Origin of the sequence: Bradyrhizobium yuanmingense (assembly GCF_900094575.1) — a bacterium.
GTDB lineage: Bacteria > Pseudomonadota > Alphaproteobacteria > Rhizobiales > Xanthobacteraceae > Bradyrhizobium > Bradyrhizobium yuanmingense.
This window is the reverse complement of sequence record NZ_FMAE01000007.1, coordinates 348,984-371,495: the sequence shown is the minus strand read 5'-3', so window position 1 is coordinate 371,495 and position 22,512 is coordinate 348,984. Positions and strand designations below refer to the sequence as shown.

The window sequence follows — 22,512 nt, the reverse complement described above, 5'->3', positions numbered from 1 at the left end:
CCGATCTGCATAGTCCCGCCCGCATCGATACCGTTTTTCGAAGGGGATGAGAGACCATGGCGGAAGCCGACCTGGATGTCGTGATCCGGCAACTGGCCAGACAGCTGCATACGGGCCTGATGACCCGTGCCAAGGAGCGGCGGGATCGCTTCAACAGCCTTGCGGCCAAGGCCAAGGGCAAGGAGACCGGCGAGCGCTTCAAGATGATGGCCAAGGCCACCATGGAGCAGGCGACCGCGGCCGCCAAGCGCCTGCAGATGTCCGCCGATAACGTCGCCGACAGCTACGCGCGGTCGATGCGCCTCGCCGCCAGCACGCCTGTTACGGTGAAAGCGGAGAAGAAGGCAAAGGACGAGAAGCCGGCGAAGAAGGCCGCAAAGAAAGCCAAAGCGAAAAAGAAGACGTAGTCGTTGCACCCAGGGCTATCGCATATGACTTGCGGCGGCGGCCTGCGCACGCGCCTCGTCCTTCGAGACGGCGCTGACGCGCCTCCTCAGGATGAGGCTAATCAGCATCGGTGCTCGTTGAAACTGCTGCCGCGCATTCCGCCCTCATCCTGAGGAGCCCGCCAAAGCGGGCGTCTCGAAGGATGGCCGCAAGGAAAAACTCCCAAATGCGATAGCCCTGCCGTTGAACCGATCGCCGCTACGGGATTGGCGATCTGGAGGCTCGCCGGCCTGTCTCCCAATTATCTCCGGCTTGATCGGATCGCCGCGTTGCGCGTTTGCGACGCGCTCCCTCGCGGCCGCCGCAATCGGGCCGGCCGCGACCTCAACGATTCCTCCGCCCCAGGCATGGGCTGGTCGAACAGTCGAGCGACATCCCTCACATGTATTGCCTCACACTTTGGAGAAAGCGCTCTTTCTCGCCAGGCGCGTAACCTTGGGATGCCCCATAATAGGGTTCATTGAAGTGATTATAGGGTACCGCCCGGTACTGGACCGGCGGCCTCGGTGGCGCGTAGGTCTGGCGATGATGCCGCCGAGCGTTTCCTCTCGCTGGAGGACCGGCGTAGTAGGGATTGAGGACGCACATCTGGCCGTTTGCCGACGCCCTGCATTGGTCCATCGTCGTGAAGCTGCACCGGTAGTATGGCGTCATTCCGCGAGAAATGACGTTCAAGCAAACGGGATAAGCGGGGTCATATCTTTGGGCCCGGGCATCTCCCGCTGTCAGGGCGATACTCACGGTCAGAATCGTCAAAGCCCATTTGTACATTGGAAGCTCCTCCAGGGGCGCACGACATGGATGCACTCTGGACCCTGCCAGTATTGATCCAACTCAATACTTGTTGAACTGGTTTATACGCGCAGCAGGCAGCCGCGACAGTCTCGCTTTCCGCATCTCTCACCGATCTCGCCGCTATGCGGCAAGCGACCTGTCCTACAGAAGCATCGTAGGGTGGGCAAAGCGAAGCGTGCCCACGCGTCTGTTGTCGTATTGAGAAGATCGTGGGCACGGCGCGAAGTGCGCCTTTGCCCACCCTACGCTTTCCGGGCTTCGCGGAGAGACTTCCCTCATCTTCGCGGCGCGGCCACCAGTGTCGGCTCGGCGCTGGCGAGTTCCGCGAGCTTGGCGCGCGCGGCCTCTCGCGCGCGACCGTCCTTGCCGGCGGGCAGCGCCAGCGCGGCCTCGAAATCGGCGCGGGCGTCGTCCGTTTGGCCGCGGGCGAGGAACGCAAGGCCGCGGTCGAGACGGGCCTGCGCATCGGTGGGGTCGAGGCGGACCGCCGTGCTGTAGCTCAGGATGGCGCGGTCGAGATCGCCCATTGCGGCGAGCGCGAGACCGCGCTGGTGATAAGGTGCCGCGCGCTTGGGATCGTGCGCGATCGCCTCGTCGTAATCCGCAATGGCAAGCTCGAAGTCGCCGTTCTGCCGGCGCGCCAGCGCCCGGTCGCGATAGAGCGAAGCGCGGTTGGGATTGAGGTGGATGGCCTCGTCGAAATCGGCGATCGCCCGCTTGAAGTCGCCGTGACGCAGCGCGATCCGTCCACGTCCCGCATAGGCGAAGGCGATCAGCGAGCCGCGCAGCGGCGAGAAGCCGATCACGGCCGAGCAGATGTCGGGATCATCCTCGTCGCCGCAATTGACGACCATGTGCGTGGACAAGCCGACGAGCACGCAAAGGACGATCAGCAATGGTACGGCAATTCTGGTCATCTTCGACGGTGGCCGGCAGCGCGCCAGCCACCCATCCCCTTTCGAAGGAATGGTCACGCCGAGGAGTTAACACTGGTTGGGGACCCCCCTGTGTGCGCCAGATCACAAAGCCAGACGCAATCCTTGCCGGCTCCGTCAGCCCCAGGGACTACGACGTGAGGAGGAGCGGCCCCACGGCCCGCGCGGTGGATAGTTCTCGTTGGCGCCGACCGACGGCGCCGCGCGCGCGCCGAGCTCGGCCGCCAGTTGCTGGAGCGCGGCGACGCGGTTCTGCGTCGAGGGGTGGGTGGCGAACAGGTTGTCCACCCCGTGGCCCGACAGCGGATTGATGATGAACATGTGCGCGGTCGCTGGGTTTCGCTCGGCCTCGTAGTTCGGGACCTGGTGCGCAGCGCCCTCGATCTTCACCAGCGCAGAGGCCAGCCACATAGGTTGCCCCACGATGCGCGCACCGAGATTGTCGGCGGCATATTCGCGGGTCCGGCTGATCGCCATCTGCACCAGCATGGCACCGAGCGGAGCGAGGATCATCAAGAGGATCGAGCCGACGATGCCCGGACCGCTGTTGTTGTCGCGATTGCCACCGAAGAACATGCCGAACTGCGCCAGCATCGAGATCGCACCGGCGATGGTCGCGGTGATCGTCATCAGCAGCGTGTCGTGATGCTTGATATGCGCGAGCTCGTGCGCAATCACGCCGGCGAGCTCCTCGCGGCTGAGCTGGTTCATCAGACCGGTGGTGACGGCGACCGCGGCGTTTTCCGGATTGCGGCCGGTGGCGAACGCGTTGGGCTGGATCTCATCCATCACGAACACGCGCGGCATCGGCAGGCCGGCACGGCCCGCAAGCTCGGCGACGAGGCCGACCAGCTCCGGCGCGGTCGAACGATCGACCTCATGGGCGCCGTACATCGACAGCACCATGCGGTCGGAGTTCCAGTAGGTGAAGAGGTTGGTTGCGGCGGCAATGACGAGCGCGATCATGGCGCCCGAGGCGCCTCCGATCAGATAGCCGACGCCCATGAACAGGGCGGTCAGGCCAGCGAGCAGCATTGCGGTACGAAAATAGTTCATGGCCGTCTCCTAGGGCGGCCGCGGGCGAACCTCTGGCCGGCACCTTCGAAGTATGAATGCGGCCGCCGGCTGCAAGGTTCGTGCGTCGTGGAGCCGCAGACGCCAGCGGCACCAGCCAGCCTTTCCGCCGCCACTAAAGCTTGACCGGGATTTGCGCAAAAACACACGCGGAGGCTTAGCAACCTGGAAAGCGCAATTTCCGCATAACTCGCGGTAACCGGGCACGCGGCATTGGCCTTGTGCATTGACCGGGTTCCCGTTGGCCTCCCGTCAGCAAGGTGACCGCCATGGTAGACCGCTCGAGCGCCGCCTCCGTCGCCCCCTCATCCGCCCCCCCTCCTCACGACGCCAGAACTGATGCGAAGGGTTTGCAAGACTCCCTGCACGAGCACCTCTTCACCAATGACGAGTCCGACCATGCTTCCACGACGCAGAGCGGGCAAGAATCGGGGCGCCGCTGGCCGTATCTGCGGCGCGGCGCCAAGGTCGCGATCGGGCTCGCCATCGTCGCCGTGTTCGGCTGGCTGCCGCTGCGGGCGATCTGGGAAAATTCGAGCGTCGAAGCCGTGCTGAATTCCCGCCTCGTCACCTTGCGGACTCCGATCGGTGGCCGCGTCGCAGCCGCCCAGCGCGTCACTGACCAGGCCAAGCTCGAAGCCGGGACCGTCGTCCTGCGCGTCTTCAACTCGCGCGGCGATCGCACCCGGCTCGACGATCTCCGGCGGCAGAAATCGCGCCTGGAGAATGAACGGCCGAGCCTTGCGGCGAAGCTCGCTTCGGCGCAGGCGGCACAAAAGGATCTGGCGCGGCAGGCCGCGCTATTTCGCGACGGACGCGTGCTCCAGCTCGAGGCCCGCATCGCGGAGATCCAGACCTCGATCGAGGCTGCGGCGGCGCGGCGGGACGAGGCCAGTGCCGCCGTCGAGCGCGCCTCCTCGCTGGCAAAATCGGGCAATGTCTCGACCGTCGAACTGGCACGTCTGACGCGCGAGCTCTCGGTGTCGCAACAGACCGAGCTCGGTGCGCGCAAGCGGCTGGACGCGGCCAAGGTCGAGCTCGCCGCGGCACGGAACGGATCCTTCCTCGGCGACAGCTACAACGACCGGCCAAGCTCGGTTCAGCGCGAGGAAGAGATGCGCCAGCGTGCCGGCGACCTCGAGGCCGATCTCGCGCGCACCGACACGGAGATCGCCTGGCTCGCCAACGAGATCATCGTCGAGGAGGTCCGGTTCGCGGATCTCACCGAAGCCAACATTACGACACCCGTCGCAGGCCGCGTCTGGGAAATGATGACATCGCCGGGCGAGGACGTGCAGGCAGGCCAGCCGTTGCTCAAAGTGCTCGATTGCAGCGGCGCCGTGATCACCGCCAATGTCACCGAGAACGTCTACAACCGCCTGCAGCTCGGCGACCACGCGACGTTCGAGCCCAATGACGGCGGCGAGCCGATCTCCGGCACCGTGGTCAACCTGACCGGCGCTGCCGGCGCGCCGGCCAATCTCGCCATCAATCCGGATGCGCTGAGCAAGGAGCCCTATCGTGTGACCGTGGCCTCGCGCGATGCCGCAGCTCGCGCCTGCACGGTCGGCCGCACCGGCCGCGTGGTGTTTGCACGGCACGAGACCGCACCGTGACGGCGGCGCTGACGCCCGGCCTGATCGCGCTCGGCGCCTTCATGGCTATCGTACCGCTGCTGAGGCGCGACAGCACGATGGCACGCTCGTTCCTGGCCATTGTCTCGGTGACCTTGCTGCTGCGCTATCTCTATTGGCGGATCATGTCGACGCTTCCGCCGCCGCGCCTGACCGTCGATGCCGTGATCGGCTACCCCTTCATGCTGCTGGAGGCGGCCTCGCTCGTCGCGGTCGCGTTGTCGCTGCTGTTCCTGAGCCGGACGCGCGACCGCACCGGCGCAGCGAAGGTCGACGGCCGCACCACCGATCCGGGCGCACCGCTGATCGACGTCTTCATCTGCACCTACAACGAGGAACGAGGGATCCTCGAGCGTACGATCATCGGCGCGACGGGCATGGACTACGGCAATTACCGCGTCTGGGTGCTCGACGACGGAAGACGGCCCTGGCTGCGGCGGCTGTCCGGCGAGCTCGGCTGCCACTATCTGACGCGGCCCGACAACCAGCACGCCAAAGCAGGCAACATCAATCACGCACTGAGGCATGTCGGGGCGCTGCCGGAGCGGCCGCAGTTCGTCGCCATTCTCGATGCGGACTTCGTGCCGCGGCCCGATTTCCTTGCGCGCACCGTCTCGCTCATGGACGATGCGTCGGTCGGCGTGGTCCAGACCCCGCAGCACTTCATCAATCCCGACCCGATCCAGACCAACCTCGCCGCGACCGACGTCTGGCCCGACGAGCAGCGCTTCTTCTTCGACATCCTGCTGCCGGCCAAGGACGCCTGGGGCGTCGCGTTCTGCTGCGGCACCTCCTCCCTCATCCGCTATTCCGGACTGATGCGGATCGGCGGCTTTCCGACCGATTCGGTGACGGAAGACTATCTCGTCACGCTGCGCCTCAAGGAACGCGGACTCAATACGATCTATCTCAACGAGCGCCTGACGATCGGGCTCGCGCCGGAAGGGCTGAAGGAATACATCACCCAACGCGCCCGCTGGTGCCTCGGCTTGATGCAGATCGTGCGCGGCCGCAGCGGACCGCTCTCGCGGGACTCGAAGCTGCCCTTCATCGACCGCCTCTCGCTGGCCGACGCCTTCATGAGCTGGTCCGCGGTCTACACCTCGAAAGTGGCGGGCCTTGTGGTGCCCTGGCTGTTCCTGCTGTTCGGCATCCAGGCGGTGCGGGCCGATCTGAGCGAGCTGTTGCGGGTCTTTCTGCCCTTCTATGTCTGGAACGGCCTCAGCATGGCCTGGCTTTCGCGTGGCCGCTCGCTCGCAATGATGACGGATGTCTCCCAACTGATTGCCGCGCCTGCCGTGCTCAAGGCGGTGGCGACCGGCCTGCTGAAGCCGAAGGGACACAAGTTCAAGGTCACCGCGAAAGGCGGCGACCGCGACCGACGCTTCGTCGAATGGCCGCTGCTGCGCATCTACGGCTGTGCACTTTTCATCACGCTCGCATCCATCGCTTATGCCTTCATCCTGCAGCAGCGCGGCGAGAACATCGCCTATGGCGGACTGGCGCTGGCCTGGAGCTTCTACAACGCGTTCATCCTCACCGTGGTCTGCTTCGTCTGCATCGAGCAGCCGCGCAAGCGCAAGGCGGAGCGCTTCAATCGCAACGAGCCGGTGCTGCTGCGCCAGGACGGCAGGTCGCATCTGGCGCGGCTCGCCGATATCTCCATCACCGGTGCGCGGCTAATCGATCCCGATCCGCCGGCGCCTGGGAGCACGATCGAGTGCCAGATCTACGGCCGCTCGATTGCGGCCATCGTGGTGCGGCGGACCATTGATGGATTTGCCGTGCGGTTCGCGGAAGGCATGGACACGCGCGTGCATGCAATCAGGGCGTTCTATGCCGGCGAATATGTTCGGGCCTATCGGGGCGTCAGGGCGCTCCCGGTCGGTAAGGCGCTGCTGATGCGGCTGTTCGGCTAGCGCCACGCACTGTCAGCGGCAAGGTCGGCTTCCTCTCCGCTAGGGGGCGGGATGCACCTCTCTCGAGCCATCCGACTCGACGCCTGTGGCCACTCGAGCGCTCTGGATATCGATCATCAATTGCTTCGCCATCTCCTGCAGGCGGTCACGATCCCGGTCGGTGAACTCCCGCGGCTGAGTATCGATCACACAAAGGCAGCCTACAACATGACCGGATGAAGTCCGGAGCGGGACCCCCGCGTAGAAGCGAATGCCTCGCTCCAGCACATGCGGATCGTCGGCGAAGCGCGGGTCTTCGGTCACATCCTCCGAAACCAGCATATCGCCTGCAGCGATCACATGCGCGTCGAGGGAGCCCTCGTGATTGCTCGGCAGACCTGCTTGAACTTCTTGGGCGCGGGCTTCAGCGGCGGTTAGCTGAATATGATCGACCAATGTCACCAGCGCGATCGGAACGTTGAACGCTTGCGCGACCTTTCTGGAGGCCTCATCCAGGTCCTGGCGTTTCGAGGCGTCCAAGCCAAGTCCGCGCAGCGCGGCGAGCTGCGCACGTTCGGCGTCGGCCGTGAGCTGGGGCGTATCGCCGAGAGCTGCCGCGCGACCGACCCATGCTTCAACCTGCTCGACGCATGCTTGGAGAGAGGCGAATGCCGCGTCGGCCGCCATCTGGGTCTTGAGCTCTCCCGTCTGTTCCGTTCCGGCGATCAAATTCCAGCAGCAGGCGGCAAGCTTCACCTGTGGAGCCCGACGGCGCAGGCGACGAAAGACATAGCGGGCGTAGACCTGCGGCTGCGGGTGAAAGTAGGACAGACACACCACGTCGACCCCCTGGAGATCGAGTTGCTCCAATGCTCCCCGACTGACCGCGATCGGCGGCAAGACCTTGGCGCCGATGGTGCGCTCCTCGAGCACCTGCGCGAGCATCTCCGCCGCTGCATGATCGAGCTCCGTGCGTCCAGCGAGACAGAGGACGCATGGTCGCTGCGCGGTGTGATTTCCCTCGTCCACTGCATTCGCTTTTTCGCGGATATGGTCATCAACCTCCCGGACAACCGAGATAGCCGTATCCGCAACGAGACGCCGGTAATTGGTGTCGATGCTGCTGCGCTGACGATCATTCTCCGCCAGGCGCAGCGCCGGAATTCCGACGTTGTCGTACAGCTCGCGTGAGGAACACTCGTCGACATAGTTCTCGGCGAACTCAACCGCCTCCTCCAGGTTGCCGGCCAATAACCGCTGGTAGAGTTGCTCCTCCGGCGCGAGCACAGGGTCGCTGCCGAGCAGAACGCCCAAGAACTCCAACTGCGGGACGTAGCGCCCCATGACGACGAGGCAGACGGTCAAAGGTGTCGCCAGAAACAGCCCGACGGGCCCCCACAGCATCGTCCAGAAGATCGCGGCGATGATAATTGCGAGGGACGACAGCCCGGTGCTGGATCCGTAAAGCCAAGGCTCGACAACATTGTTGCTGACGAGTTCAGCCGTAACGAACAAACCGACGACCCAGAACAGCATCGTCCAGCCGGGATCGACGGCGATGGCCAGGGCAACGGGAAATATAGCAGCCAGGAAAGGACCGAGGTAGGGAATGAATCGAAGTACCGCTGCGAGCAAGCCCCAAAGAATCGCGTTCGGCACGCCAACAAAGTAGAGTGCAACACCGATCGGCACGCCGTAAGTCAGATTGACAACGAGCTGCATCAGCAGATAGCGGCTGACCCGCGAGGCAGCATCGTTGATGGCCTGAGTACTCTTCTGAAGATCACCGGCTCCGGCCAACTTGATGAATCGATCACGCAGGTCTTCGCGCTCGAGCAGCACGAAGATCACGAAAATGACGACCAGCCCGGAAGTCGCAAGCGGCGCCAGCAGAGGACCTATGACCGATCGAATGAGCTCCAGCGGTCTCGGCTGTGGCGGCTCCACCCGCACGGTGACAGGCTCCCGACTCTCACTGCCGGTGCCAAGCCGGGAGGATGCAGCCGCCGACTTTTTCTCATCTCCCGAGATCTCTCTGCCGAGATCCTGCATCGTCGTGGTAACGGCGTCGACGACCCCGCCGCCCGGCGCGGAGCTTTGCAACGAGCGTATCTTCTCGGTGATGGTGGTCTGATAATTGGGAAGGTTGCTGGCGAGCTGGACCAGTTGGCGCCCAACGACCAAGGCGATCCCTGCGACGACGATAAAGGCAATGGAAACGGCAATTAGCACCGCTGCAATGCGGGGCACTTTCCAACGTCTCAGCCAATTGACCAAGGGCGTGAGAACGAAGCTCAGCAGGATCGCAAGGGCAAAAGGAACGAAGATTTCCCGGCCGAGATAGAGGGCTCCGATGGCTAGGACGATGCCGCCGGCCGTGAGCATGGGCGAGGTTGCGGCTCGCACGGCCGGTGTTCGTTGCGTCGACGCCGGAGGCAACTCGGCCACAGAACGAGCCTTTCCGTAACGGTTTCGACAGGTCAACCCCGATTCGGCGGGATTGATCCAACCGAGCCGATGGCTTGATTTCTGAATACATGCCCCTGCGCACCAAGGCGGGCGACCTATCGTCCTCCAGATCAGGTGCAGGGTGGGGATGGCCTGGGGCGGCCGCTTCCCCTAAACTTCGGCCGAATCCACGCCTGCCTTCCCCGCCGGAACTCCCATGGTCCAGACCCGATTTTTGATCGCGGCCGTCGCGCTTCTCGCATACTCCGCCACCGTCTCCGCCCAAATGCTTCCGCCTCCTGCCAAGCCCGCAGTGCCGAAGGCCCCCTCGCCGCGCGCCGCCTCGTGCCACAATGGCGCGAGCTTCGATCGCTTCCTGACCGAGGTGAAGCAACAGGCGGTGGCCGCCGGCGTGTCGCAGCGCACGATCGCGGAGGCATCGCCCTATCTCGTCTACGACCAGGGCATCGTCAACCGCGACCGCGGCCAGCGCGTGTTCGGACAGCTCTTCACCGAATTCGCCGGCCGCATGGCCGCGGCCTATCGCATGCAGAACGGGCAGCAGCACATCAAGCAATACGCCGCAGCGTTTGCGCGCGCGGAAAAGGAATACGGCGTGCCGCCCGCGGTGATCGCCGCGTTCTGGGGCCTCGAGAGCGATTTCGGTGCCAACATGGGCAATTTGCCGACGCTGAAATCGCTGGTGTCGCTCGCCTATGATTGCCGCCGTTCGGAGATGTTCGTGAACGAGACCATCGCGGCGCTGAAGATCATCGACCGGGGCGATCTGCATCCCGACGAGATGATCGGCTCCTGGGCCGGCGAGCTCGGCCAGACCCAATTCCTGCCCGTGCACTACGTCAACTACGCGGTCGACTTTGACGGCGACGGACGGCGCGACCTGTTGCGCTCGCCGGCCGACGTGATCGGCTCGACCGCGAACTACATCGCAAACGGATTGAAGTGGCGGCGCGGCGAGCCGTGGCTCGAGGAGATCAAGGTGCCGCCGAACCTGCCGTGGGAGAAGACCGATCTCACGGTACGCGAGCCGCGCTCGACATGGGCGCAACTCGGCGTCACCTATCCCGACGGCCGGCCCTTGCCGAACGACAATCTCGCAGCCTCCGTGCTGCTGCCGATGGGACGCTTCGGGCCGGCCTTCATGGCCTATCCGAATTTCGCGGCTTACACCGAGTGGAACAACTCGCTGATCTACGCGACCACCGCGGGCTATCTCGCCTCGCGCATCGCCGGGGCCGCGCCGATGCGCAAGCCGGCTGCGCCGGTCGCGCAGCTGCCGTTCAACGAGCTCAAGGAATTGCAGCAGCTGCTGGTGCGCGCCGGCTTCAACGTCGGCAAGGTCGACGGTGTGCTGGGGCAGCAGAGCCGCGCCGCGGTGAAGGCGACGCAGATCAAGTACGGCCTGCCGGCGGATTCTTGGCCGACCGCCGAGCTGCTTGCGCGCATGCGCGGCGGCACGGCGCAGGTCCTGCCCCAGACGACGGTGCGGTAGAATTTTCGCATCGCACAAGCGGCTTTCCGCGATTGCAATTTTCCATGAGGCTCCCATGTGAGTGGCTCAGGTTTTCTCCTGAGATTTCCCACCCTTTGAAGCGAGCATCACATGTCCTTCTACGACGCCGTCGTCCCCGCCTATTTGCAGATGCTGAACAGCGTGACCGGGCTGCTCACCAAAGCTGAGGCGCATTGCGCGGCCAGGAAGATCGATCCCAGCGTCCTGCTCGGCTCGCGCCTCTTCCCGGACATGCTGCCGCTGTCGCGGCAGATCCAGCTGGTCAGCGACTATCCGACCAGAGGCTGTGCGCGGCTGACGCATAGCGAGGTCCCCTCGACGCCGGACACCGAAACGAGCTTTGCGGAGTTGAAGCAGCGGCTGGCGAAAACGATCGACTATGTCAAATCCTTCAAGCCCGAGCAGTTTGAGGGCGCCGACGCCAAGGACGTCACCTTTCCGATCGGCCCCGGCAAGACCATCACCATGACGGGACAGCAATTCCTGAGCTCGTTCTCGCTGCCGAACCTCTATTTCCACGCGGCGATCGCCCACGGCATCTTGCGTCACAACGGCGTCGAGATCGGCAAGCGCGATTTCCTCGGCGCGAACTGATTTCTGAAATCGCACGGCCGCGACAGTGGGATTTCACTGTCGCAGCCGACATTGCACACGAATTATGCTACGCGCGCCCTGCCGCGCAGCTCGTCTGCACTTTGCGTATGGCTCATCCCTTGCGCCCGATGCCGCGATGCACAATTGTTCGAGACCTCTCATCGCCTGGTAGCATTCCCATGAGCCGTTCGACCAAATTGTTTGAGACCTACAAGCTCGGCCCCATCACGCTGGCCAACCGTCTGGTCATGGCGCCGCTGACGCGCAACCGCGCCGTACCCGGCACCTTCGTGCCCGGTCCGCTCGCCGCCGATTATTACGCCCAGCGTGCATCCGCGGGCCTGCTGATCACCGAGGCGAGCCAGGTCTCGCAACAAGGTCAGGGCTACCAGGACACGCCCGGCATCTATAGCAAGGAGCAGGTCGCCGGCTGGCGCAAGGTCACCGACAAGGTGCATGAACGCGGCGGCAAGATCTTCATCCAGCTCTGGCATGTCGGCCGCATCTCGCATGTCGATCTGCAGGCGAATGGCGCAGCCCCGGTGGCGCCGAGCGCGATCCGAGCCAAGGGCAAGACCTTCGTCAACGGCGGCTTCGCCGACGTCTCCGAGCCGCGCGCGCTCGAGCTCTCCGAGATTCCCGGGATCATCGACGACTTCAAGCGCGCCACGAAGAACGCGCTGGACGCCGGCTTCGACGGCGTCGAAATCCACGGCGCCAACGGCTATCTGCTCGAGCAGTTCGCCAAGGACGGCGCCAACAAGCGCACTGATGCCTATGGCGGCTCGATCGAGAACCGCGCGAAGCTGATGCTGGAGGTCTCCAAGGCCGTCGTCGCCGAGGCCGGCGCCGGGCGCACCGGCATCCGCATCTCGCCGGTGACGCCGGCCAACGACGTCTCGGATTCCAACCCGCAGGCCCTGTACGATCACATCGTCGACGGCCTCAGCGCGTTGAAGCTGGTCTATCTCCACGTGGTCGAAGGCGCCACCGGCGGGCCGCGCGACATCGCGCCGTTCGACTATGCATCGTTGCGCAACCGCTTCTCGGGCGCCTACGTCGCCAACAACGGCTACGATTTCGAGTTGGCCAGCAAGGTGCTGGAGGCGAACGCCGCCGACCTCATCGCCTTCGGCAAGCCGTTCATCTCCAATCCCGACCTCGTCGAGCGGCTGAAGCAGGGAGCGGCGCTGAACGATTGGGACAAGAACACGTTCTACGGCGGTGGTGCGAAGGGCTACACGGATTACCTGACGCTGGCGGCCGAGCCGGCGGAGTAGGTTCTTCTCCACACATGACGCTGTCATGCCCCGCGAAGGCGGGGCATCCAGTACGCCGCGGCTTCTCGGTTCAACCACGACCGTCTCTGGAATACTGGATTGCCCGCCCCTGTGCGCAATTGCGCACTAGGCGGGCAATGACACCGAGGGTGTGAAAAACCCTCGCACCACAACGACAAAACAAAAAGGCCGGGATCGCTCCCGGCCTTTCGTGTTTGATATCGCTCTAAGCGCCGCTTACTTCACTTCCGCGCGCTTGGGCGGAGTGGCGGGCCACGACTTGATCAGGGTGTCGTAGTCCACCGTCTCGCCCTTCGGCTTCTCGTTGGCGAGCTTGCGCTGCGGCGCGATGGTGCCGTCCTTCTGGGCCTTGGCGAACCAGTACTCGGCCGACTCCTTCTTGTGCAGCTTCGGACCGCAGGCGCCCTGCACGCCGGACTTCTCCAGACGCTCCAGCACGGAGTCCTGGGCCGCCGCGAGAGCATCCATCGCCTGCTGCGGCGTCTTCGCACCGGACGACGCATCGCCGATGTTCTGCCACCACAGCTGCGCGAGCTTCGGATAGTCGGGCACGTTGTTGCCGGTCGGGGTCCACTGCACGCGCGCGGGCGAGCGGTAGAACTCGATCAGGCCGCCGAGCTTCGGCGCACGCTCGGTGAACGACTTGTCCCAGATGTCGGATTCACGGATGAAGGTGAGACCGACATGGCTCTTCTTCAAGCTCACCGACTTGGAGACGATGAACTGGAGATAGAGCCAGGCTGCCTTGCGGCGATCCGGCGGAGTCGACTTCAGCAGCGTGGCGGAGCCAGCGTCCTGGTAGCCGAGCTTCATGCCTTCCTTCCAATAGGAGCCGTGCGGCGACGGAGCCATACGCCACTTCGGCGTACCGTCCGCATTCACCACCGGCAGACCCGGCTTCACCATGTCGGCAGTGAAGGCGGTGTACCAGAACATCTGCTGGGCGATGTTGCCCTGCGACGGCACGGGGCCGGACTCGGAGAAGGTCATGCCCTGCGCCTGCGGCGGGGCGTACTTCTTCATCCAGTCGAGATACTTCGTGATCGAGTAGACTGCGGCCGGACCATTGGTGTCGCCGCCACGCTCCACCGAAGAGCCGACCGGGCGGCAGCCCTCCATGCGGATGCCCCATTCGTCGACCGGCAGACCGTTCGGAATGCCCTTGTCACCATTGCCGGCCATCGACAGCCAGGCGTCGGTGAAGCGCCATCCGAGCGAGGGGTCCTTCTTGCCATAGTCCATATGGCCGTAGACCTTGACGCCGTTGATCTCCTTGATGTCATTGGTGAAGAACTCGGCGATGTCCTCATAGGCGGACCAGTTCACGGGCACGCCGAGCTCGTAGCCATACTTGGCCTTGAACTTGGCCTTGTAGTCGGCATTGGTGAACCAGTCGTAGCGGAACCAGTAGAGGTTCGCGAACTGCTGGTCGGGCAGCTGGTAGAGCTTGCCGTCCGGCCCGGTGCCGAACGACTTGCCGATGAAGTCGTTGACGTCGAGCATGGGGTTGGTGACGTCCTTGCCTTCACCGGTCATGTAGTCCGACAGCGCAATGGTCTGGCCGTAGCGGAAATGCGTGCCGATCAGGTCGGAGTCGTTGATCCAGCCGTCATAGACGTTCTTGCCCGACTGCATCTGGGTCTGCAACTTCTCGACGACGTCACCTTCCTGGATGAGATCGTGCTTGAGCTTGATGCCGGTGAGCTCGGAGAATGCCTTGGCGAGCGTCTGCGCCTCGTATTCATGAGTCGTGATCGTCTCGGAGACGACGTTGATCTCCATGCCCTTGAAGGGCTCGGCGGCCTTGGCGAACCACTCCAGCTCCTTCTTCTGGTCCTCCTTCGACAACGTCGAAGGCGTGAATTCCGCGATCCATTTCTGGATCACGGCCTCGTCGGCGGCGCGAACCGGCGCCGAGACGGCGAACGACACCGCGATGATCGCAGCGGCGCTGGACATGGTCAGAAAACTATTCTTGGTCAATGGACCTTTCCTTCTCCTAAACTGTCGCATGTTGTTCCTCCGTTGCAGCGACAAACTTTTATACAGGCCCGGGTTGGTCCCGGATCTGGCCGTCCCTTCGCAAGCTTCAGACCGTGCGGAAAATGAGCGCGGCCGTGACCAGCGAAATTCCTGATGCGAGCCACAGGCTCGAGATTTCAAACCCCTCCTCGCCGATAGGCAGCGTAGCGATCGCGTCGGTGCCGACGAGGCCGATCCAGGCGAGGTGGATGACGGCGGCCGCGATCAGCGAGATGAACAGACGGTCGCCGCGCGTGGTCGGGATGCGCAGCACGCCGACGCGCTCGGCCTCGGGATAGACCGCGGCGAGCCAGGTCATCACGAGAAGCGTGCAGGCGAGCGCGGCGAAGAAGATCGCGGTCGGCAGCGTCCAGGCCATCCATGCGATGGATTCCATTGATGCCTCCTCAGACGCGGCCGAGCGCGAAACCGCGCGCGATGTAGTTGCGGACGAACCAGATCACCAGCGCGCCCGGAATAATGGTGAGCACCCCGGCGGCGGCGAGCAGGCCCCAATCCATGCCGGCCGCCGACACCGTACGCGTCATGATCGCTGCGATCGGCTTGGCATGCACCGACGTCAGCGTGCGCGCGAGCAAGAGCTCGACCCAGGAGAACATGAAGCAGAAGAAGGCGGCGACGCCGATGCCGCTCGCGATCAGCGGCACCAGGATCTTGATGAAGAAGCGCGGGAAGGAATAGCCGTCGAGGAACGCGGTCTCGTCGATCTCGCGCGGCACGCCGGAGACGAAGCCTTCGAGGATCCACACCGCGAGCGGCACGTTGAAGATGCAGTGCGCGAGCGCGACGGCCCAGGGGGTGTCGAACAGGCCGATCGCCGAATAGAGATTGAAGAACGGCAGCGCATAGACCGCCGCCGGCGCCATGCGGTTCGACAACAGCCAGAAGAATAAATGCTTGTCACCGAGGAAACGGTAGCGCGAGAAGGCGTAAGCCGCCGGCAGCGCCACGGCGATCGAGATGATGGTGTTGAGGACGACGTATTCGAGCGAATTGATGTAGCCCGAATACCAGCTCTCGTCGGTGAAGATGCGCTTGTAGTGCTGCAGCGTCGGAGTGTGCGGCCACAGCGTCATCGTCGAGACGATCTCGCTGTTGGTCTTGAAGCTCATGTTGACGAGCCAGTAGATCGGCAGCAGCAGGAAGATCAGGAACAGCCCCATGATGAGGCGACGGCCGGGGATCGAATGCATCAGGCCACTCCTTCCCTTGGCTCGAGTGCGGGCACGGGCTTGAGCGCGGCCGCGGGCTTGGGCTCCGCCGCCGGCTCGCTCGAAGCCTGGACTTTGCGTTCGACACCGGCATTGGTCATGACGGTGTAGAAGATCCAGCAGACGATCAGGATGATGAGGTTGTAGACCAGCGACAGCGCTGCGGCCTTGCCGAGGTCGAACTGGCCGAGCGCGATCTTGACCAGCTCGATCGACACGAAGGTGGTGGAATTGCCGGGCCCGCCACCGGTGACGACGAACGGCTCGGTGTAGATCATGAAGCTGTCCATGAAGCGCAGCAGCACCGCGATCAAGAGCACGCGGTTCATCTTCGGCAGCTGGATCGCCTTGAACACGGCCCAGCGCGAGGCGCCGTCGATCTGCGCGGCCTGGTAATAGGCTTCGGGAATCGACTTCAGGCCGGCATAGCACAGCAGCGCGACGAGGCTGGTCCAGTGCCAGACGTCCATCACGATGACCGTGAACCAGGCATCGACGTCGTTGGAGACGTAATTGTAATCGAAGCCCATGGCATTGAGGACGTAGCCGAGCAGGCCGATGTCGGGACGCCCGAAGATCTGCCAGATGGTGCCGACCACGTTCCAGGGGATCAGCAGCGGCAGCGCGAGAATGACGAGGCAGGCTGCGACGGTCCAGCCCTCGCGCGGCATCGACAACGCGACGACGATGCCGAGCGGCACCTCGATGGCCAGGATGACGAGCGAGAAGAACAGGTTGCGGCCGAGCGAGGCGAGGAAGCGGCCGCCGAGGTCGGTGGAGGGATCGAGCAGCTCCTTGAACCAGCCCACGCCGTTCCAGAAGAACTGGTTGTTGCCGAAGGTGTCCTGCATCGAATAGTTCACCACCGTCATCAGCGGCAGCACCGCCGAGAAGGCGACGACCAGGAACACCGGCAGCACCAGGAACCAGGCTTTTTGGTTGACGGTCTTGTCCATCAGGCGGCTCCCTCCACCAGAAGGCTGTCGGCATAGACGTGGACGTGCGACGGATCGAATTTCAGCCCGGCGGTACCGTCCGCGCTGGTGAAGCCGCCAGGAGCGCGCGCCGCGAGCTTGGCGTCGACGACGCGCACGCGCGCGAAGCGGATGCGGCCGAGATCGTCGATGCGCTCGATCCTGGCGGTGAGCAGGCCAGGTGCGGGCGCGACCACCTCGACGAATTCGGGACGGACGCCGATCTCGATCTTCGCGCCGGCGGGCAGATTGTCGTAGCTGCGGTTCAGCGCGATGACGTGGCCGTCGATCCTGGCCTCGCGCCCCCTCACCTCGGCCGGCAGGATGTTCATGCCGGGCGAACCGATGAAATAGCCGACGAACGTATGCGCCGGCTTGTCGAACAGCTCGGCCGGCGTGCCGCTCTGCACGACGCGACCGTCATGCATGACCACGACGGTGTCGGCGAAGGTCAGCGCCTCGGTCTGGTCATGGGTGACGTAGATCATCGTGAGGTCGAGCTCGCGATGCAGCGCCTTCAGCTTGGAGCGGAGCTGCCATTTCAGCTCGGGGTCGATCACCGTCAGCGGCTCGTCGAACAGCACGGCGGCAACGTCGTTGCGCACGAGACCGCGGCCGAGCGAGATCTTCTGCTTGGCGTCGGCGGTCAGGCGCGTGGCCTTGCGGTTCAGATAGGGCTCGAGATCGAGCAGGCGACCGATCTCGGCGACGCGCCTGTCAATGTCGGCCTTCGGCACGCCGCGGTTCTTCAGCGGAAACGCCAGGTTCTGTCCGACCGTCATGGTGTCGTAGATCACCGGAAACTGGAACACCTGCGCGATGTTGCGCTTCTGGGTTGACAGCGGCGTGATGTCCTTGCCGTCGAACAGGATCTTCCCCCGTGACGGCGTGATGATGCCGGAGATGACGTTCAGCAGTGTGGTCTTGCCGCAGCCGGACGGGCCAAGCAACGCATAGGCGCCGCCCTGCCGCCAGGTCATGGTGACAGGCTTGAGCGCAAAGCTCTCCTGCGGCGCATCGTTGCCGCCGTAGGAATGGGCGAGATCGACGAGGTCAATGCGGGCCATGGCGCATCTCCCTCAAGCTTTTTTCTTTGACGCGTTTTCTTCACGCGAACCGCTAGGCACTTCGCTTGAAAACGCTATGGAGCCCGGTGCCGCGACCAGACGGTCGGCAGCATCGAAGACGAAGACATCATTGGGATCGAGCACGGCATCGAGCATCTGGCCCGGCTCGAACTCGTGCACGCCGTGCAGCACCGCCACCCAATTCGATCCGTCGCGGGTCAGATGCACGAAGCTCTCCGAACCCGTGATCTCGGTCACCGTGACAGTGGCGTGGAAGGCGTGACGGTCGGCCTCGCCATTGGCAAGCCCGAGCTGATGGGCACGAAAGCCGACGCGATAGAAGCCGTCGGGCAGACCGGCATAAAGCCCGGACGCGGGCGCTGCACTCCCGCCCGCATATTGGACCATGCCGTTCCCCTTCTCGAGGCCCACGAGATTCAGCGGCGGATCCGAAAACACCTGCGCAACGCGCAAGGTCTGCGGCCGGCGATAGACATTGGTGGTCTCACCCATCTGCAGCGCCTGGCCCTCCCACATGCACACCGTGTTGCCGCCGAGCAGCAGCGCCTCGGTCGGCTCGGTTGTGGCATAGACGAAGATCGCGCCGGAGGCCTCGAAGATGCGCGGCAGCTCCGCCCGCAGCTCCTCGCGCAGCTTGTAGTCGAGATTGGCGAGCGGCTCGTCGAGCAGCACGAGGTCGGCGCCCTTGACCAGCGCGCGTGCGATCGCGGTGCGCTGCTGCTGGCCGCCGGAGAGCTGGAGCGGCGTGCGCTTCAGGAACGGCTCGAGCCGCAGCAGCTTTGCGGCCTCGGCGACGCGCGCCTCGATCTCGTCGCGCGGCTTGCCCTGCACGCGCAGGGGCGAGGCGATGTTCTCGTAGACCGTGAGCGAGGGGTAGTTGATGAACTGCTGGTACACCATCGCGACCGAGCGCTGGCGCACGTCGGCGCCGGTGACGTCCTTGCCGTTGACGAACACCTTGCCCGTGGTCGGCTTGTCGAGGCCGGCGAGCAACCGCATGATCGAGGTCTTGCCTGACAGCGTCGGCCCGAGCAGCACGTTGAGCGTACCGCTCTCGAGCGTCAGCGAGACGTCACGGATGTGCGGCACGCCTTCCACGGTCCGGGTCACGTGATCGAGTGTCACGGTCATGAGCCTCCTCCCGTTTCCAGCAGGGGACTTTGCGCCACGGCATGGCTCCTGATCCAGTCGTCGAGGGTCGCGATCTCGTCGGCAGATAGTCGCAGGCCGAGCTTGGAACGGCGCCAGACCACGTCGTCGGCGGTGACGGCCCATTCGTTGGCCATGAGATAGCGGACCTCGCGCTCGGTTAGCGTGTCGCCAAAGGCCTGGCCGAGATCCGCAGCCGATTTTGCGTCGCCGAGCAGCTTGATGGCACGGGTGCCATAGGCGCGCGCCAGGCGCCGCGCATGCTCATGGCTGAGGAAGGGATAGCCGCGCTGCAGCTCGGCGATCAGGCCGTCGATGTCGGATACGTTCATGTCACCGCCCGGCAGCGGCCATTTGCCGGTCCAGCCTTCGCGCGCTTTCGCACTGCGCAAGTAAGGCGCAAGGCGCTCCAGGGCCTCTTCGGCGAGCCTGCGATAGGTCGTGATCTTGCCGCCATAGATCGACAGCAGCGGCACGCCGCCGGGCGTGTCGAGCTCGAACACGTAGTCGCGCGTCGCGGCCTTGGCCTCGCTGGCGCCGTCGTCATAGAGCGGACGCACGCCGGAATAGGTCCAGACCACGTCGGCGGGCGCGACGGGCTTGGCCAGATATTCGCTGGCCGCCTTGCAAAGATACTCGATCTCTTCAGTCGTCGCCTTCACCTTGGCAGGATCGCCGTCATAGTCGCGATCGGTGGTGCCGATCAGCGTGAAGTCGTCCTGGTACGGGATCACGAAGATGATGCGGCCATCGGCATTCTGGAACATGTAGGCGCGGTCGTGGTCGTAGAGCTTCTTCACGACGATGTGCGAGCCCTGCACCAGGCGCACCTTGGCTTTCGCATTCACGCCGGCGCCGCGGCCGAGCACGTCCTCGACCCAGGGCCCGCCGGCATTGATCAGCGCCTTGGCCTGGATCTGCGAGCGCGCGCCGGTCAGCGTATCGACCATGCTGACGGTCCAGACGCCGTCCGACTGGCGAATCTCGGTGGCGCGGGTTCGGGTGCGGATCTCGGCGCCCTTGTCGGCGGCATCGCGCGCATTGAGCACGACGAGGCGGGCGTCGTCGACGAAGCAGTCCGAGTATTCGAAGGCGCGGCTGTAGCGATTCGGGATCAGCGGCTTGCCGACCTCATCGCGCTTGAGATCGACCGAGCGGGTCGCCGGCAACAGGTGGCGGCCGCCGATGTGATCATAGAGGAAGAGGCCGAGGCGCAGCAGCCAGGCCGGGCGCAGGCCGGCGTGATGCGGCAGAACGAAACGCAGGGGCCGGATGATGTGGGGCGCGATGCCCCAGAGGATCTCGCGCTCGATCAGCGCCTCGCGGACCAGCCGAAACTCGTAATATTCGAGATAGCGCAGGCCGCCATGCACGAGCTTGGTCGACCACGACGATGTCCCGCTCGCCAGATCGTTCATTTCGCACAGGAAAACGGTATTGCCGCGGCCCACCGCGTCACGCGCAATGCCGCAGCCGTTAACACCGCCTCCGATGATGGCGAGATCGAAAATACGCTCCAACAGACGCATCCCCCGGCGACCGCCCGTTCCATCAAGCGGCTACTTTCGCTTTTGATTAGATCACACCGAAAAACGAAAGCAAGATGAAAGAGAGGCGAAAGGAAGCGAAAGCGGAAGTTTCTTGGTGAGCAAGAGGAGTTCATGTTGGGCAGCGCCACGGCGATTTGGGAGGCACCAGCACCTTGATTGGTCAGCGTCGAGCGATTATAGTCCTACTAGTCAAAATGGTTTATCCCTATGGTCAATCGTAACGTTGAACCCGACGCGCTTCCAACGAATGACAGCTGGACGTTGGCCAATGCCAAGGCGCGACTGTCCGAGGTGCTCGACCGCGCCCAGACCGGCCCGCAGGTCATCACCCGTCACGGCAAGCCGAATGCCGTCATCGTTTCCGTCGAGGAATGGGCGCGCAAGACAGCGCGCAAGGGCACCCTGGCCGAATTCCTGCTGGCCTCGCCATTACGCGGCGTTGACCTTGAACTCGACCGGCTGCACGACACGCCACGCGACGAAGTGCCATGAACCTTTTGCTGGACACCAACGTGCTTTCGGAAGTTCAGCGGCCCGCGCCTTCGCCAAAAGTTGTGGCATGGCTGGATAGGATCGATGAGGACCGTGCGTTCATCAGCGTCGCCTCGATCGCCGAGCTTCGCCGTGGCATCGCATTGCTTGAGGATGGTCGCCGACGCACCGCGCTGGCCGTCTGGCTTGCCCACGATTTGCCTGCGCGGTTTGCCGAGCGCGTCCTGCCGATCGACCAAACAGTGGCCGAGCGTTGGGGTGACCTCATGGCGCAGAGCCGCAAGAGCGGCGTCGCATTGTCCGTCATGGACGGCTTCTTTGCGGCGACTGCGCTGGTCAACGATCTCACACTCGTCACACGCAACGTGAAGGATTTTGCGGCCTTCGGCGTTCCGCTGCTCAACCCCTGGGACGACGCTTAGCCTCTATCTCAGCCGCACCACTGGTGCGGCTTCCGGTGCGGCATCCTGCACCTCGGCCGACGCATCGTCGACCTCCGCGCCCTTCGGCATCGCCTCGACCACCTCGATGCCCTTGCTGTGGCAGATGGTGGCGAGGCGCTCGGGCAGCTCCTGGTCGGTGACGAAGGTCTGGATCTGGGTGATGTGGGCGATGCGCACCGGCGCGCTGCGGCGAAGTTTTGTGGAATCGGCGACCAGCATGACGCTGCGGGCATTGGCGATGATGGCCTGCGCCACCTGCACCTCGCGGTAGTCGAAGTCGAGCAGCGCGCCCTCCTCGTCGATCGCCGAGGCGCCGATGATGGCATAGTCGACCTTGAACTGTCCGATCAGCTGCGTCGCGGTCGAGCCGACCACGGCGCCATCGGCGCGCCGCACCGTGCCGCCGGCGACCACCACCTCGATGCGCGGATGGCGGTAGAGCAGCATGGCGACATTGAGGTTGTTGGTGATGACGAGCAGATCCTCATGCGAGGTCAGCGCGCTCGCCACCTCCTCCGTCGTGGTGCCGATGTTGATGAAGAGCGAGCAGCCGTTCGGGATCAGCGAGGCGGCGGCAGCGCCAATCGCCTTCTTCTCGTCGGCGGCGACGAAGCGGCGCGCCTCATAGGCGAGGTTTTCCACGCCCGAGGCGATGATGGCGCCGCCATGGATGCGGGTCAGCGAACGCCGCTCACAGAGATCGTTGAGATCCTTGCGGATGGTCTGCGCCGACACCTCGAAGCGGCGCGCCAGCTCCTCGACCATGACGCGGCCGGAGGCGCGCGCGATGTTGAGGATTTCGGCTTGGCGATGGGTCAATCCGGTCACGGCAAAGGCCTCAAATCAGAATGATGCATGGTGCGGCGGTTCGCGCCTGCGGTCAATGCGGACGCCGATCACGG

Annotated in this window: 20 protein-coding genes; 8 read left to right on the top strand and 12 right to left on the bottom strand. The window is 64.3% G+C overall.

The annotated features are described in order from the left end of the window. Positions 1–56 precede the first annotated feature (56 nt). On the top strand, positions 57–407 hold the full coding sequence (locus GA0061099_RS26295; RefSeq protein ID WP_036013820.1) for a hypothetical protein: 351 nt from the start codon (positions 57–59) through the stop codon (positions 405–407). A 418-nt stretch (positions 408–825) separates the two neighbouring features. Here GA0061099_RS26295 and GA0061099_RS42990 read toward each other — a convergent pair whose 3' ends face one another. The 3 genes from GA0061099_RS42990 to htpX all read right to left on the bottom strand — a co-directional run bounded on the left by GA0061099_RS42990 (position 826) and on the right by htpX (position 3,233). Further along, complete coding sequence (locus GA0061099_RS42990) at positions 826–1,218, bottom strand: DUF3551 domain-containing protein (RefSeq protein ID WP_074448123.1); 393 nt, start codon at positions 1,216–1,218, stop codon at positions 826–828. Between the two features lie 299 nt (positions 1,219–1,517). Further along, positions 1,518–2,159 carry a tetratricopeptide repeat protein gene (locus GA0061099_RS26285; protein WP_192893321.1) on the bottom strand — a complete coding sequence of 214 codons (642 nt, stop codon included), beginning with the start codon at positions 2,157–2,159 and terminating at the stop codon, positions 1,518–1,520. A gap of 135 nt (positions 2,160–2,294) precedes the next feature. Next, a complete protein-coding gene (gene htpX / locus GA0061099_RS26280) occupies positions 2,295–3,233 on the bottom strand; it encodes a zinc metalloprotease HtpX (RefSeq protein WP_036013824.1) in 939 nt (312 codons plus the stop codon). Positions 3,234–3,601: 368 nt separating this feature from the next. Here htpX and GA0061099_RS26275 point away from each other — a divergent pair, with 368 nt between their 5' ends. Together GA0061099_RS26275 and GA0061099_RS26270 are read left to right on the top strand one after the other, a co-directional pair. Next, a complete protein-coding gene (locus GA0061099_RS26275) occupies positions 3,602–4,867 on the top strand; it encodes an HlyD family secretion protein (RefSeq protein WP_370129480.1) in 1,266 nt (421 codons plus the stop codon). Further along, positions 4,864–6,804 (top strand): glycosyltransferase, encoded by a 1,941-nt coding sequence (locus tag GA0061099_RS26270; RefSeq protein WP_074448122.1) that lies wholly within the window; start codon positions 4,864–4,866, stop codon positions 6,802–6,804. The genes GA0061099_RS26275 and GA0061099_RS26270 overlap by 4 nt, the downstream gene beginning before the upstream one ends. A gap of 39 nt (positions 6,805–6,843) precedes the next feature. Here GA0061099_RS26270 and GA0061099_RS26265 read toward each other — a convergent pair whose 3' ends face one another. Next, the gene (locus GA0061099_RS26265) at positions 6,844–9,168 is read right to left on the bottom strand and encodes an AI-2E family transporter (protein ID WP_050995924.1); all 2,325 of its coding nucleotides are present in this window, start codon (positions 9,166–9,168) and stop codon (positions 6,844–6,846) included. Positions 9,169–9,448: 280 nt separating this feature from the next. On the opposite strand from GA0061099_RS26265, the gene GA0061099_RS26260 reads away from it, so the two are divergent. The 3 genes from GA0061099_RS26260 (at position 9,449) to GA0061099_RS26250 (ending at position 12,639) form a co-directional block, all read left to right on the top strand. After that, positions 9,449–10,744 carry a lytic murein transglycosylase gene (locus GA0061099_RS26260; RefSeq protein WP_074448121.1) on the top strand — a complete coding sequence of 432 codons (1,296 nt, stop codon included), beginning with the start codon at positions 9,449–9,451 and terminating at the stop codon, positions 10,742–10,744. Between the two features lie 111 nt (positions 10,745–10,855). Next, a complete protein-coding gene (locus GA0061099_RS26255) occupies positions 10,856–11,359 on the top strand; it encodes a DUF1993 domain-containing protein (protein WP_036013837.1) in 504 nt (167 codons plus the stop codon). A gap of 179 nt (positions 11,360–11,538) precedes the next feature. Continuing rightward, positions 11,539–12,639 (top strand): alkene reductase, encoded by a 1,101-nt coding sequence (locus GA0061099_RS26250; RefSeq protein ID WP_036024800.1) that lies wholly within the window; start codon positions 11,539–11,541, stop codon positions 12,637–12,639. Positions 12,640–12,876: 237 nt separating this feature from the next. Here GA0061099_RS26250 and GA0061099_RS26245 read toward each other — a convergent pair whose 3' ends face one another. The 7 genes from GA0061099_RS26245 to glpD form a co-directional block, all read right to left on the bottom strand. Next, on the bottom strand, positions 12,877–14,619 hold the full coding sequence (locus GA0061099_RS26245) for an ABC transporter substrate-binding protein (RefSeq protein ID WP_036013842.1): 1,743 nt from the start codon (positions 14,617–14,619) through the stop codon (positions 12,877–12,879). Between the two features lie 130 nt (positions 14,620–14,749). Continuing rightward, positions 14,750–15,079 (bottom strand): DUF2160 domain-containing protein, encoded by a 330-nt coding sequence (locus GA0061099_RS26240; protein WP_036013844.1) that lies wholly within the window; start codon positions 15,077–15,079, stop codon positions 14,750–14,752. Between the two features lie 10 nt (positions 15,080–15,089). Further along, on the bottom strand, positions 15,090–15,896 hold the full coding sequence (locus GA0061099_RS26235; RefSeq protein ID WP_036013847.1) for a carbohydrate ABC transporter permease: 807 nt from the start codon (positions 15,894–15,896) through the stop codon (positions 15,090–15,092). After that, positions 15,896–16,870, bottom strand: a complete 975-nt coding sequence (locus tag GA0061099_RS26230) for a carbohydrate ABC transporter permease (protein WP_036024799.1) — start codon at positions 16,868–16,870, stop codon at positions 15,896–15,898. Before GA0061099_RS26230 ends, GA0061099_RS26235 begins: the two co-directional genes overlap by 1 nt. Further along, entirely contained in the window at positions 16,870–17,955 is a 1,086-nt protein-coding gene (locus GA0061099_RS26225; RefSeq protein ID WP_036024798.1) for an ABC transporter ATP-binding protein, read from the bottom strand. The genes GA0061099_RS26230 and GA0061099_RS26225 overlap by 1 nt, the downstream gene beginning before the upstream one ends. Positions 17,956–17,967: 12 nt before the next feature. Beyond that, entirely contained in the window at positions 17,968–19,107 is a 1,140-nt protein-coding gene (locus GA0061099_RS26220; RefSeq protein ID WP_074448120.1) for an ABC transporter ATP-binding protein, read from the bottom strand. Further along, on the bottom strand, positions 19,104–20,654 hold the full coding sequence (gene glpD, locus GA0061099_RS26215) for a glycerol-3-phosphate dehydrogenase (RefSeq protein WP_036024794.1): 1,551 nt from the start codon (positions 20,652–20,654) through the stop codon (positions 19,104–19,106). Before glpD ends, GA0061099_RS26220 begins: the two co-directional genes overlap by 4 nt. Before the next feature lie 228 nt (positions 20,655–20,882). Between glpD and GA0061099_RS26210 the strand changes: the two genes are divergently transcribed. Beyond that, entirely contained in the window at positions 20,883–21,167 is a 285-nt protein-coding gene (locus GA0061099_RS26210; protein WP_036024793.1) for a type II toxin-antitoxin system Phd/YefM family antitoxin, read from the top strand. Further along, positions 21,164–21,589, top strand: a complete 426-nt coding sequence (locus GA0061099_RS26205; protein ID WP_036013859.1) for a type II toxin-antitoxin system VapC family toxin — start codon at positions 21,164–21,166, stop codon at positions 21,587–21,589. The genes GA0061099_RS26210 and GA0061099_RS26205 overlap by 4 nt, the downstream gene beginning before the upstream one ends. A gap of 3 nt (positions 21,590–21,592) precedes the next feature. Here GA0061099_RS26205 and GA0061099_RS26200 read toward each other — a convergent pair whose 3' ends face one another. After that, on the bottom strand, positions 21,593–22,438 hold the full coding sequence (locus GA0061099_RS26200) for a DeoR/GlpR family DNA-binding transcription regulator (RefSeq protein WP_036013860.1): 846 nt from the start codon (positions 22,436–22,438) through the stop codon (positions 21,593–21,595). Positions 22,439–22,512: the final 74 nt, after the last annotated feature.

Coding starts and splice junctions, on each gene's coding strand:
- GA0061099_RS26295 (WP_036013820.1), top strand. CDS start 57: ATGGCGGAAGCCGACCTGGATGTCGTGATCCGGCAACTGGCCAGACAG.
- GA0061099_RS42990 (WP_074448123.1), bottom strand. CDS start 1,218: ATGTACAAATGGGCTTTGACGATTCTGACCGTGAGTATCGCCCTGACA.
- GA0061099_RS26285 (WP_192893321.1), bottom strand. CDS start 2,159: ATGACCAGAATTGCCGTACCATTGCTGATCGTCCTTTGCGTGCTCGTC.
- htpX (WP_036013824.1), bottom strand. CDS start 3,233: ATGAACTATTTTCGTACCGCAATGCTGCTCGCTGGCCTGACCGCCCTG.
- GA0061099_RS26265 (WP_050995924.1), bottom strand. CDS start 9,168: ATGCTCACGGCCGGCGGCATCGTCCTAGCCATCGGAGCCCTCTATCTC.
- GA0061099_RS26260 (WP_074448121.1), top strand. CDS start 9,449: ATGGTCCAGACCCGATTTTTGATCGCGGCCGTCGCGCTTCTCGCATAC.
- GA0061099_RS26255 (WP_036013837.1), top strand. CDS start 10,856: ATGTCCTTCTACGACGCCGTCGTCCCCGCCTATTTGCAGATGCTGAAC.
- GA0061099_RS26250 (WP_036024800.1), top strand. CDS start 11,539: ATGAGCCGTTCGACCAAATTGTTTGAGACCTACAAGCTCGGCCCCATC.
- GA0061099_RS26245 (WP_036013842.1), bottom strand. CDS start 14,619: ATGTCCAGCGCCGCTGCGATCATCGCGGTGTCGTTCGCCGTCTCGGCG.
- GA0061099_RS26240 (WP_036013844.1), bottom strand. CDS start 15,079: ATGGAATCCATCGCATGGATGGCCTGGACGCTGCCGACCGCGATCTTC.
- GA0061099_RS26235 (WP_036013847.1), bottom strand. CDS start 15,896: ATGCATTCGATCCCCGGCCGTCGCCTCATCATGGGGCTGTTCCTGATC.
- GA0061099_RS26230 (WP_036024799.1), bottom strand. CDS start 16,870: ATGGACAAGACCGTCAACCAAAAAGCCTGGTTCCTGGTGCTGCCGGTG.
- GA0061099_RS26225 (WP_036024798.1), bottom strand. CDS start 17,955: ATGGCCCGCATTGACCTCGTCGATCTCGCCCATTCCTACGGCGGCAAC.
- GA0061099_RS26220 (WP_074448120.1), bottom strand. CDS start 19,107: ATGACCGTGACACTCGATCACGTGACCCGGACCGTGGAAGGCGTGCCG.
- glpD (WP_036024794.1), bottom strand. CDS start 20,654: ATGCGTCTGTTGGAGCGTATTTTCGATCTCGCCATCATCGGAGGCGGT.
- GA0061099_RS26210 (WP_036024793.1), top strand. CDS start 20,883: ATGGTCAATCGTAACGTTGAACCCGACGCGCTTCCAACGAATGACAGC.
- GA0061099_RS26205 (WP_036013859.1), top strand. CDS start 21,164: ATGAACCTTTTGCTGGACACCAACGTGCTTTCGGAAGTTCAGCGGCCC.